The following is a 12,708-nucleotide window of genomic DNA, read 5'->3' as shown; positions in this document are numbered from 1 at the left end:
TCTAAAGTATTATTAAATTTAAAAAATAGACTATATTAATCTATAGAAATTTATAGCATTCTATATTAATTGATACACTAGTTATATACAGTAAGAACACTCCCGATTTAGACTGTTTATATATACAACTGAATAAGGAAAAAGACTTCACAAGCGGCTTGTGAAGTCTTTTTTATATTTAGATTCGTTATTTATTTATATTTAGAATCTTTGTTTAAAAATAGTATTGATAGCATTATTTTCAAAGCGACTGGCTTCATTAATATATCTTCGCACCATATTAACACTGTGATGTCTAGTTTGGCGCATAATATTGCGTTCTTCTACGCCAAAGGCTGCTGCTGTAGTAGCAAAACCATGACGCAAACTGTGTGCACCATACATCTGTGGATCTAGGCCAATCAAAGCTACATATTTTTTTACAATTTCAGCAATGCTTTTATCGCTAATGGCTGTGTTACGCAAGGTCATTTTCTTAGTAAAACCTCTGAAAATTGGACCGCTTTTAATACCAGAATACCGGAGCCACTCCTTGACGGCCCTTACAGCGCAAAATTCAGCGTTTTCTATAAATGGGATAGCAACAACGGCACCTTGGCCTTCTTGGTCGGCTTTTGAGGCTTCTACGAAGATTTCCATACCTTGTGGCGAAAAATTGATATTTTCCACAGTAATGACACTTAATTCGCTACGACGAAAGGCGCCCATAAAGCCTACTAGTAGAATGGCTTTATCTCGTAACTTAACAATCGGCTCTATATCCATAGTATCCATTTCCTGGAAGATATCTTCTAAGTCATCTAAGAGGATAGGTGTTTTACCTTGTTGATAGGTACCTTTAAGGCGACGTATACCACGGAGGGCTGATTTTACTAAAGAGGATTTACAAGGATTATCAGGAAGACCTGAAGCATTAAAATTTTCAGAAATAGCGCTAATGCGTCTTGAAATCGTATTAGCCTTGGCATTGTCAGCTAAATCATTAATATAGTTAGCAATGGTTTCAGGCGTAGCTGGAAATGAACTAGTATGATTGAGTTCACACCAATAGACAAAATCATCCCAGTCAGACTCATAGGCATTAATCGTATTTTCTGATTTAGATAAAATAATGCTTTGTTTAGCCTTAGCGGAGAGTTGGGAGCTGGCCATAAGGACTTCGTTGTCACGCAAGTAAAAATGCTTGTTAGACGGCATAATAGCAGGACTCCTTCCATTTTTATATAAAAAAATTACTTCCGATAATATATCGTTATCGGAAGTAATTGTATCATATAGGTAAAACTAAGTCAAATAGACTCCTCTCAGTCTAGCCTATGAATAAGCTAAAAAGGAATTATATGTGTTTTACCTATATGCTTGTTTATATAGTTTACTAGTTATTGCTTTTTAGAAGCACAACGATCCAATAAGTAGGCAATGCTTACAAATGGAATGCCACCATTTTCGCCAAGGCCAATTTCACAAGTTGAACTAGAGCTTACGCCTAAGGTACAGCCATAGGATTTAATTTCTGCGGCTAGGTCTTTAGTAGCACATTTGTTTAGTTCGGGTGTAAAGAAACCTTTTTGACCAGCAAAGCCATCACAGGCAAAGGATTTAATATTGAATACCTTATCAGTACATGCACGGGCTAAGTTTTCAATGTATTGTTGTTTGCCAACAGTTTTAATTTTACATTGTTTGTGTACAATAACTGATTCGTCACATTTCTTCACATCAAGGCTTGGTAACAATGTATATAAGAATTCAGAAATATCTAAAATCTTAAGTCCTTGAATATGACGGAATGCATGGTTAAAGCAAGCGGAATGGTCAATTACGATTGGATAAATGCCACCTTCACTAGCTTTAGTTAAGGCTTCAGTTAAATCAGCAAGGGCTTTTTTATCGATTTCCTCATAATTTTCAAAGCTTAAGCCACAGCAAAGGTTTTCAATATGAGGTGGATAAATTACATTATACCCTGCTTTATCACAGAGACTTTCAAATACTTGTTGTAAGCTACGAGTGTCATCATATCCTTGGTTTTGACGGAATGCGCGATTAGCACAAGTACTGAAATATACTACATTCTTTTGGTAATTTGGTTTGCGTTTAGTACGCAATGTATACGTATTAGCTTTAGGCATAGTTTTTGGCACATAAGGTGTTAAACCTGTTAATTTGTGTGCATCTTCACTAATCTTAGCTAATAATGTTTTAGTTGCTACCTTGCCAGCTACACCGCCTAAGGTTACCCCTACTTTAGCGGCTTTAATAGTTGTATTAAAGTTATTGTAAATAGCTTTAGCTAGGTTGCGTCCTGCTGGATCAATTTTACGCATGGAAATTGCAATTTGAGCTGTATCGATACCGAGTGGACATAATTGAGAACACATGGAACAAGCTGCACAAGTATCTACACCATAGTATTCATAGCCTTTTTTAAGCTCTTCTGCCATAGCGATATTGCCTTCTTTTAAGAGGCGCTTTTCTTCGCGCAACAAGGAAATACGTTGTCTTGGTGTTAAGGTTAAATTGCGGCTTGGACAATGTTTTTCACAGAAGCCACATTCCATACACATATTGAACAATGGATCAATATCACTCATTGCTTTAAGATTTTTCTTATATACATCTGGGTCATCTGTAATGATAACATCAGGATTGAGTAAGCCTTGTGGGTCGAAAATCTCTTTAATACGACGATTTACAGCATATGCTTTTTTACCCCATTCAAGTTCTACAAATGGTGCCACCATGCGGCCTGTACCATGCTCCGCTTTAATAGAGCCTTCTACACCAGCTACGCGCTCTGCCATTTCTTTTACAAGGCCAGCAAAATTATCCATTTCTTTTTGTTCGTTGAAGTTTGGTGTAATAATGAAATGAACATTACCACTTAAGGCATGACCAAAGATAATGCCACTATCTACGAAATCATATTTGTGGAATAATTCTGTAATCATTTCGATACCATCAGTAAAGTCGTCAATCTTGAAGCATACGTCTTCAGTAATAACAGTTGTACCAGGACGGCGAAGACCTGCTGCGATTGGCAATAAGCCTTTGCGGATCATCCACCAGCTATTGTACTCTTCTGCATCTTTAGAATATAGACTTGGAATGGCTGTTGGAATATCTTTCAACTCTTCTTTAATATAGGCAAGATTCTTTTCTAATATATCAGGATCATTACTTTCCGATTGGAATAAAATACAGCTAGTTCCTTCTGGTACGTCGCGAACAAAGCTTGGTACTTCAGGTAATTGTTGCACACTCTTAAGACTTAAATAGTCCATCATTTCCGCAGCAATTACTTTTTCACGGCCCATATTAGCTAAGGCTACTACAGCGCGAGATGCATCGCTAAGCTTTTCAAAGAATAACAAGCCACAGCCCTTATGTTTAACATCCTCTACGCAATTGTAAGTTACTTCACTAACAAAGCCTAAAGTACCTTCACTGCCGATAAAGATATGGTTTAAAATATCTACAATATCATGGAAATCAACTAAGGTATTAATACTGTAGCCAGTGGTATTTTTAATTTTATATTTACGGCGAATTAAGTCTACGAGCTCATTATCTTCCATAATATGCTCACGTAGACCTAATAATTCATCTACTAAATCTTTATGGGTTTGTAAGAAGCTCTTTACACTGGCTTCATTACCTGTATCAAGGACGGTACCATCAGCTAGTACAACGCGCAAAGAACGAATCGTTTGGTAAGAGTTCTGCGCCGTGCCACAGCACATGCCACTGGAGTTATTGTTTAAAATCCCCCCTACTAAGGCTGTTGCTAAAGTAGCTGGGTCAGGGCCAATCTTTTTGCCGTATTTAGCTAAGGCATCATTAGCATCAATACCGATTACACCACAAGCGAGGCGAATGGCATTGCCATCTTCTAATACTGTCACATCTTTAAAGCCATCATTAGCAACGATGAGCACATCTTCAGAGGAACTTTGACCAGATAAAGAACTACCAGCTGCACGGAATGTTACAGGTGTACCACAGCGATTAGCTAGCAATACTAATTGAACCACTTCTGCTTCATTATGCGCTTTTACTACAACTTTTGGTAAATAGCTATAACAAGAGGCATCTATCCCATAAGCATAGCGAAGTAAATAATCAGTAAATACTCGGTCAGGACAAATCTTCTTTGCTTCTATTACAAATGTGTCATAATCTTTTCTCAATACCATACCCATTAGTTTAGGACCTCCTAGTATTTGTTATTACTCTATACATCACTTAGATGTTACCAAAATGGTAATCTATTAAATTAAGAATAGCACACTATAGAATCAATGTAAATTAAAAGTGGGTATTATTTTTTCATGTTTTTATAATTAGTATATCACTAATGTTAGGAGGGTTTATTATCACTTCACTGCATAGATAGTAAAATATTATATTAAATTTTTTAGAAATAACTTTAGTATATATATATTTTACAATACAGCTAATACAAGGTATAATTAGATGATATAATAAGATTGAATAAAAAACATTGCAATATAGTATGAAAGTAGGTGGCCCTTCGTGGCAAATTCAGTAGGTACACATTTATTAATAGATTTATATGCTTGCTTAGAGGAAGCGGTAAGCTCCCCTGTTATGATTCAAGAGAGTGTAACAAATGCTCTAGAAGCAGCTAAGCAACCGGTAGATGAAATCAGTTGTCAGGTGCTAGAACATGAAATTGTTCTATTTGCTATTGCCAATCGTTGTCATATTATCGTTCATACCTATCCTGAAATGGGCTATGCAGCAGCTGATATTTATACTTTTGGTATTCCCCTACAGGCAACGCTCATTATGCGTGAATTAAAGCAATCCTTTGGAGCTGAACGAGTTAAAGCGACTAGTGTAAATCGCGGTGATTTTGGTTCTTTACGAGATATGAAGCCTCGCAAAAAGACATCTCTTTCGGCTATGGCAAGAGTGACTCGCACGCGCCTTCGGCTTCAAGAGACTGGAACTAAGTTAAAGTCTAAAGGTGCTAAAGTATTTAAAGTGATTGGTAAACGCAATACAAATCACCCAACAGATGATAAATAAGCTAGGTCTTTTGCCTTATTATAAGAGCTAAGAGAAAAAATAAGAACATAAAAAGCTTAAGCATATTAAAAGATTTAAACTATAAAAATACACAATAGTAACTATATATTTATAGGAAATACAAAAAGACGCTCTAGAGAGCGTCTTTTTCTTTATATAGAGTATTTTATAATAAAGTATCTACGGCGATTTGAAGCACTATATCATGAGGATTGTCACAGAGATAATCTGGCTGGGCTGCTACTAGTTCTTCTTTAGTACCATAACCATAAGTAACGCCTAAAGCGCGGCAATCTAATGCTTTCGCTGCTAGTATATCGTATTTGCGATCCCCTACCATGTACCAGCCGGTAATATTTTTCTTAACACGGCTATTGGACATTTCACGTAACTCTTCAATAGTTTTACGTAAAATATCTTCTTTATGAACTAAATTTTCTGCCACATTAGCACCACGAATAACTTCAAAGTATTGAGTTAAATTAAAATGGTCTAATATTTCTTTAGCTAAATGTTCCGGTTTAGCTGTGGCTACCGCTACATATGTATTGGTTTGGCGCAAGGTGACTAACATGCGCTCAATATCTGGATATACTTCGTTTTCAAACTTCCCTACTGTTTCATAGCGTTCTCTAAAGTAGCCGTAGGTCTCCTCTGCTTCCGCTTCTGTCATATGGCAATAAGTTTGTAAGGACTCTTTCATTGGAGGTCCTAAGAATAATTGCAAGGTTTCTTCATCAGGAATAGGAGCCCCTTTCTTTTCTAGGGCATATTTAATGGAGGTAATAATCCCTTTGGCAGAATCTGTAAGGGTTCCATCAAGGTCAAAAATAATGCAGATCATAGCAAATCCTTTCTTTAAATAAGACGAGTTATTTTATAAACAATTTTTTATAATTATATGTACAGTTTTGTACAATAGTAACAATGTACATAATAGTTTAGTATTTTAAGAACATTTATTGTATGATACAATAAGGTTATAATTAAGTATATCATACCACATACTAAGTAGTATAAGGAGGTTGTATTATGGATTTTGAAGAACAGAAGGTTCCTGATAGTATATTAGATAAATACACAAAAGTTTGCACTTGCCGCAGCATTAGTCGAAAAACAATTAAAGAAGCGATTAATGATGGCTGTGATACGATTCCAAAGATTCGTGAGCGTACAGGCGCAGGCACTGGCTCTTGTGGCGGTAAAAACTGCGGTGTTCGCATTGTAAAACTACTTCAAGATATGGGCAAATTGCCAAAGCCTCAATCTAAAGAATAAAAATAAAGATTAAAAACTAAAGAAATAAAAAAGAGTTAACTCGTAACAAAGGTTGCGGTTAACTCTTTTATTTTACCTATATAGAATTACTTCGCTTTAGCTTCTTCTTTTTTTAAGGCTTCTTTTAAGGTATGCCAAGCTAAAACAGCACATTTTACACGGGCTGGCATATTAGAAATATTCTTTAATGCAATAGCATCTTCTAATTCTTCTAATTCCTCATCATCGGTTACTTCTTTTTTGATCATGCCTAAGAATAAATCAACGAGGCGGAAGGCTTCATCCAAAGTTTTGCCTTTAATAATATCAATCATCATAGATGCTGAAGCTTGGCTAATTGCACAGCCAGAACCAGTGTAAGCAGCTTCTACTACTACATTATCTTTAACATCGATTTGCAAGGTTAAATCATCACCACAACTTGGGTTATGGCCATGTTCAGAAGTAGAAAATACATCAAGTAAACGTTTATTGCGCTTATCCTGATTATGCTCCAAAATTAACTCTGTATATAATTGATCCATTTCCATGGAATAAACCTCCTATATTATGTAATGCCTTTACTACTATTTTTATTACTTACTTTACAATGTATTAATCTCAACAACTGTAAGATTAATACATTACAAAGTAATACACTCATCAGTAAGCGCCACCTAATTTAGGAGCGCTTACTAATAAGTGAGATGAGCTTTTTTAATCGATTAACTTCGTATTTTTATTGAAATCAAAATAACTTAGTGTTTAAATGGAAATCAAACGAATTAGCCATTAAATCGAATTACTTAGTCTTTTAAACCCATAGTTGGACGTACTGTCTTCACTGCTTCAAGGAAAATATCTAAATCTTCTTTGCGCGTATATACATACATGCTTAAGCGGTTAGATGCAGGGACATTGTAGTACGCACCAAGTGGTTGTGCACAATGATGACCAGAGCGGATGCATACTCCTTTACTATCTAAAATAGTCGCTACATCATGAGGATGTACATCATCAATAGTAAAGGCAATAACACCATGCTTTTCAGCTGGATCTTCAGAACCCAATACATGTACATGAGGAATTTCTAACAATTTTGGCAATACATAATTAACTAATTCTTTTTCATAGGCATTAATATTATCCATGCCAAATTCTTCTAAATACTCAATAGCTGCTTTAAGAGTAACAGCACCATGAGCATTAGGTGTACCAGCTTCAAATTTATATGGTACTTCATTGTAGGTAGTTGATTGCTCTTGTACATATTCAATCATGTCCCCACCGAGTAGGAATGGCGGCATTTCTTCTAATAGATGACGTTTGCCATACATAACACCAATCCCTTGGGAGGCACACATTTTATGACCAGAGAATACGAAGAAATCACAGTCTAATGCTTGCACGTCAATCTTTTTATGTGGCGCTGATTGGGCACCATCTAAAATAGCGATAGCACCTACAGCGTGAGCGCGCTTAATCAATTCTTCCACAGGGAATTCCATGCCAAGTACATTACTGATATGGGCAAAGGAGACAATCTTAGTTGTATTGTCAATTTTATCCATTTCACCAGGTTTTAAATGGCCTGATTCATCTAAGTACATGAATTCTAATATAGCACCAGTAACTTGAGCTACACGTTGCCAAGTTACAAGATTGGCATGATGCTCTGATACAGGAATGACAATTTTATCGCCTTTTTTTAGATTGTGTAGGCCATAACTAAACGCAATTAAGTTCAAGCTTTCTGTAGTGTTGCGAGTGAGAACAATTTCTTCTCGTTCTTTAGCATTGATAAAGCGTTGTACAGCATCACGGGTTGTTTCATACGCCTCAGAGGCTTCCACAGCGAGTACGTGGGCACCACGATGAGGATTACCATTATGCTCTGTTAAATGCTTATGTAAGGCGTTTAAAACGGCTTCAGGCATTTGAGTAGTTGCCCCACTGTCTAAGTAAACAATGCGGTGACCTTTATGTTCTTTTTTTAAGATTGGAAAATCTTTATATGCTTCTGCAACAGATCTCATAATACACCTTCTTACTTTGACTAAATTTTAGCACGAACTGTAGCAAGGGCTAATTCTTCTAACTCTTCACTACCAAGTTGATCGATTAATGGGCGAAGCATAGATTCAACAATTATATGTTTGGCTTCTGCTTCACTAAAACCACGGCTCATGATATAGAACAATTTTGTCTTGTCTAATTGACCAGCACTAGCGGCGTGATTACCAACTACATTATCTTCCTTACAAAGTAATAGTGGCAAGGATACAGATTTAACAGTTGGATCCAATAATACGCAAGTATCTTCTTCTGCCCCTTCTGCGCCTACACTGCCACGGATAAAGTCTAAAGTGCCGCGGAAGGATTTTTTAGATTCTCCACCTAAAGCACCAAGTACATGAATATCGCTGACAGTTTTCTTGCCTACATGAGACATGAGCATGGAAATATCAAATTTTTGTTTTTTCTCACCAAGATAGGCTAAATCGTGAACAATATGAGCTTCTTCACCACTCAAGTCTTGAGTGTAATGCAAGAAGTTTTCGCTGCCACCAAGTTCTACATTCAAGTATTCTACTTTACTATTAGCACCTAGTTTAGTATAGCGATGTTCAATTTGTTGTACGCCTTCGCCTAAGAGTTGGAGTTTCTTTACAGTCACATTGGCATTTGGTTCAGCATTGACTTCTGTAAGTAAGTTAATGCCACCTTCTTTGGCTTCACCTTTTACAATGTAAAGAACTTCTAATTCACCTTCTGATGCCACATCAATAGCGACGCGTGTTTTATCACCTACGCTAGCTGTGTTGGCATCAATTGTGATAACAACTTTTTCCTTTGCCTTAGCTGGTACAGAAATAGCTAGGCCTTTGTTGTATTCATTTGTAACCGCTAATAAAGAGCTTGCTTCAGCGCCTTCAAAATTAGGATTCAATAAAGCCTTATTCTGCAGTTCTGTTACTACCCCTTCATTAGCATCGATTGTAATTGTAGCTGGTGATTGGCCATTGGCTACAACACCTTCAGTATGATTTACCTGTAACCACCGGAAGGTTGGTCTGGGTAATTCATTAAATAATACTTTACTCATCAGTACCTCCTATCCGATAGAACCTTCAAGTTCTAAGGTAATTAGATTATTCATTTCTACAGCATATTCCAATGGCAATTCTTTGGAAATTGGTTCTACGAAACCACGTACAAGCATAGCGCGTGCTTCTTCTTCGCTAATGCCACGAGTCATTAAGTAGAAGATAGCTTCATCAGAGATACGACCGATTTTAGCTTCGTGACCAAGGTCTACATTGTCATTTTCAATACTAATGGATGGAATTGTATCGGATTGAGAGATTTGATCGAGCATTAAAGATTCGCAAGATACCGTTGCTTTGGAATGTTCTGCATTTTTACCGATGTTTAATACACCACGGTAAATTGCTGCGCCACCACTCTTAGAAATAGATTTAGAGTTAATATTACTTGTTGTGTGTGGAGCGGCATGAACAACTTTAGCACCAGTGTCTAAGTACTGACCTTCACCAGCAAATGTTACGCCAGTAAATTCACAATGAGCGCCTTCGCCGGCTAAAATACTCATTGGATATAAACAGGATACGCGAGAACCAAAGGAGCCACTTACCCATTCAATTGTACCGTTCTTACCAACGCGAGAGCGTTTAGTGTTAAGATTATACATATTTTTGGACCAGTTTTCGATAGTAGAATAACGAAGTGTGGCATTGTCTTTTACAAATAATTCTACGCAACCTGCATGAAGATTGGATACATCATATTTTGGTGCGGAACAACCTTCAATGAAGTGTGCCTTAGCGCCTTCTTCCACAATAATCAAGGTGTGTTCAAACTGACCAGCACCTGGCGCATTAAGGCGGAAGTAAGATTGCAATGGAATCTCTACATGTACGCCTTTTGGCACATATACGAAGGAGCCACCAGACCATACAGCACCATGCAGTGCAGCGAATTTATGGTCACTTGGAGGAACCAAGGTCATGAAGTATTGTTTTACTAAGTCTTCATGTTCATGAAGCGCTGTTTCAATATCTGTGTAGATAACACCTTGTTTTACAAGATCTTCTTGAATGCTGTGATATACAACTTCAGAGTCGTATTGAGCACCTACACCAGCCAAGGAAGTACGTTCCGCTTCTGGAATCCCCAAGCGGTCAAACGTGCTTTTAATATCTTCTGGCACTTCATTCCAATCACCCTTCATATCTACTTTTGGTTTAACATACGTAACAATATTGTCCATGTTAAGACCAGAAATATCAGGAATCCAATTTGGAATATCTAATTCATTATATATTTTTAAGGATTTTAGACGGAATTCTAACATCCATTCAGGTTCATTTTTATTGGACCAAATCTCACGGATAATATCTTCCGTAAGACCAGCATTTGATTTATAAGAATATTCAAACTCATTCTTTATATCATAGACGCCACGGTCCATCTCTTCTACATGAGTTTTCTTTCTAGTTTCCATTAACAAGCCTCCTAAACTAATGCTTTATAAGCATCGTAGCCTTTTGTTTCGATTTCTGCTACTAAGGATGCATCACCAGTTTTTACGATTTTGCCATTGATTAAGATGTGAACAAAATCTGGTTTAAGTTTTTGTAAAATAGAATTGTGATGTGTAATGATGAGTACTGCGTTGTTTTCGTTGTGGAAACGATCTACCCCATCAGATACGATGCGCCCAGCGTAAAAGCCGAGATCGGAGTAACTTTCGTATAGCATAGCAAGCTTTGGATCTAAGATGGACATTTGAAGAATTTCGTTTTTCTTACGCTCACCACCACTGAAGCCTTCATTTACATAGCGTTGTGCATAAGATTGGTCGAAGGATAATTCGTCCATTTTGCTTTTTAATTCTTTTTTGAACGCTAAAGCGCGCACATTTTCGCCAGTTACAGTAGCTTTAGCTGTACGGATGAAGTTTTCTACTGTAATGCCAGGAATGGCAATTGGATTTTGGAAGGACATAAAAATACCAGCTTTAGCGCGGTTGTTTACGTCTTCTTCAGTAATATCTTCACCTTCAAATGTAATGGAGCCTTCAGTTACTTCATATACTGGATTCCCCATAATAGCATTGGCTAATGTAGATTTACCAGCACCATTAGTGCCCATAACTACATGGATTTCACCTTTATTAATTGTTAAGTCGATACCTTTAAGGATTTCTTTACCTTCTACGGATACGTGTAGGTTTTCTACGCGAAGCAATTCTGCCACGATTCGATCACTCCTTTTATTGATAATTATGATATTTAGTCATAGATAATGAGTAAATTAGGTGTAAATACAAAAGAGCGACATTTCACCAAAGTGAAATATCGCTCATACAGCTTTTAATTCATACCACTTCGGTAACCATCAAGATTTGTAACATTTATACCTAATAAACATTATACAATCTAACTGTTTACCTTGCAAGTTAATTTCTACTAAATTACTATGAATTTAAAAATAATATTTAATTTTTTTATAAAAATAGAAAAATCTATTAGTTTATTTAAGAGATTACTTCAATCGTCCTAAATATTATACCATAATTGATTAGCCAATCATAGACTTATTCTATAAATCGCTAAAATCTAATGTTGCAAATAAGTCATCTAAGGTTTCTGCTCGGCGAATTTGTGTAATACTGTGGTCTTCATTGAGGAGTAATTCCGCAGAACGCAATTTACCATTATAATTAAAACCCATCGCATGGCCATGAGCGCCAGTATCATGAATTACAATGATATCGCCCATATCAATTTTAGGCAATTGACGGTCAATGGCAAATTTATCATTGTTCTCGCATAAAGAGCCAGTTACGTCGTACACTTGGTCATGAGGCGCATTTTCTTTCCCCACCACTGTAATATGATGATACGAATCATAGAGCGCTGGGCGCATAAGATTGGCCATACAAGCATCTAAACCGATATAATTCTTATAAATATCTTTGTGATGGATAGCCGTTGTCACTAAATAACCATAAGGGCCTGTTACCATACGTCCACACTCAAAGGCTAAGGATACATTGTGAATGCCATTCTGCTCTAGGGTATTTTCATAGGCTTCTTTTATTCCGGTACTAAGCGCTGTATAGTCAACTGGTGTATCTTCTGGGCGATAAGCTACGCCTACACCGCCACCAAGGTCAATAAAGCTTACACTTACGCCTGTTTTTTCTTTTACTTCTACAGCTAAATCAAACATAAGTTGTGCGGTACCAACTAAACCTGTAAGATCTAATTCATTGGATACTACCATGGTATGCAAGCCAAATTCTTTTACCCCATGATCCTTGCAATACGCTACAGCTTCTAAGATTTGAGCCTTAGTCATGCCATATTT

The 12,708-nt window shown here is 36.8% G+C and carries 10 protein-coding genes and 1 pseudogene; 2 read left to right on the top strand and 9 right to left on the bottom strand.

Annotation, left to right across the window (positions count from 1 at the left end):
- Positions 1-201: 201 nt before the first annotated feature.
- The gene (locus tag QZR90_RS08135) at positions 202-1,197 is read right to left on the bottom strand and encodes a site-specific integrase (protein ID WP_295790679.1); all 996 of its coding nucleotides are present in this window, start codon (positions 1,195-1,197) and stop codon (positions 202-204) included.
- Positions 1,198-1,379: 182 nt separating this feature from the next.
- Positions 1,380-4,202: an FAD-binding and (Fe-S)-binding domain-containing protein gene (locus tag QZR90_RS08130; protein WP_295790673.1), complete on the bottom strand. Its 2,823-nt coding sequence runs from the start codon at positions 4,200-4,202 to the stop codon at positions 1,380-1,382.
- 334 nt (positions 4,203-4,536) lie between these two features.
- On the opposite strand from QZR90_RS08130, the gene QZR90_RS08125 reads away from it, so the two are divergent.
- Positions 4,537-5,055, top strand: a complete 519-nt coding sequence (locus tag QZR90_RS08125; protein ID WP_295790669.1) for an S-adenosylmethionine decarboxylase family protein — start codon at positions 4,537-4,539, stop codon at positions 5,053-5,055.
- 166 nt (positions 5,056-5,221) lie between these two features.
- On the opposite strand, the gene QZR90_RS08120 is transcribed toward QZR90_RS08125, so the two are convergent.
- Entirely contained in the window at positions 5,222-5,899 is a 678-nt protein-coding gene (locus QZR90_RS08120) for an HAD hydrolase-like protein (protein ID WP_295790666.1), read from the bottom strand.
- A gap of 188 nt (positions 5,900-6,087) precedes the next feature.
- On the opposite strand from QZR90_RS08120, the gene QZR90_RS08115 reads away from it, so the two are divergent.
- The gene (locus QZR90_RS08115; RefSeq protein ID WP_295790663.1) at positions 6,088-6,333 is read left to right on the top strand and encodes a (2Fe-2S)-binding protein; all 246 of its coding nucleotides are present in this window, start codon (positions 6,088-6,090) and stop codon (positions 6,331-6,333) included.
- A gap of 86 nt (positions 6,334-6,419) precedes the next feature.
- Here QZR90_RS08115 and sufU read toward each other — a convergent pair whose 3' ends face one another.
- The 6 genes and pseudogenes from sufU to QZR90_RS08085 all read right to left on the bottom strand — a co-directional run.
- Positions 6,420-6,863, bottom strand: coding sequence for a Fe-S cluster assembly sulfur transfer protein SufU (sufU, locus tag QZR90_RS08110; protein WP_295790661.1), 444 nt, complete (start codon positions 6,861-6,863; stop codon positions 6,420-6,422).
- A gap of 255 nt (positions 6,864-7,118) precedes the next feature.
- A complete protein-coding gene (locus QZR90_RS08105; protein WP_295790659.1) occupies positions 7,119-8,348 on the bottom strand; it encodes a SufS family cysteine desulfurase in 1,230 nt (409 codons plus the stop codon).
- 20 nt (positions 8,349-8,368) lie between these two features.
- Entirely contained in the window at positions 8,369-9,418 is a 1,050-nt protein-coding gene (locus QZR90_RS08100; protein WP_295790657.1) for a SufD family Fe-S cluster assembly protein, read from the bottom strand.
- 9 nt (positions 9,419-9,427) lie between these two features.
- Positions 9,428-10,837 carry a Fe-S cluster assembly protein SufB gene (gene sufB, locus QZR90_RS08095; protein ID WP_295790654.1) on the bottom strand — a complete coding sequence of 470 codons (1,410 nt, stop codon included), beginning with the start codon at positions 10,835-10,837 and terminating at the stop codon, positions 9,428-9,430.
- A gap of 11 nt (positions 10,838-10,848) precedes the next feature.
- Positions 10,849-11,592, bottom strand: a complete 744-nt coding sequence (gene sufC, locus QZR90_RS08090) for a Fe-S cluster assembly ATPase SufC (protein ID WP_295790653.1) — start codon at positions 11,590-11,592, stop codon at positions 10,849-10,851.
- 345 nt (positions 11,593-11,937) lie between these two features.
- A pseudogene (locus QZR90_RS08085) lies at positions 11,938-12,708 on the bottom strand (diaminopimelate decarboxylase); the annotation flags it as partial.

Source organism: uncultured Veillonella sp. (assembly GCF_900545795.1).
GTDB lineage: Bacteria > Bacillota > Negativicutes > Veillonellales > Veillonellaceae > Veillonella_A.
Note: the sequence above shows the minus strand (reverse complement) of the source record. Positions and strands in the feature narration are given on the sequence as shown.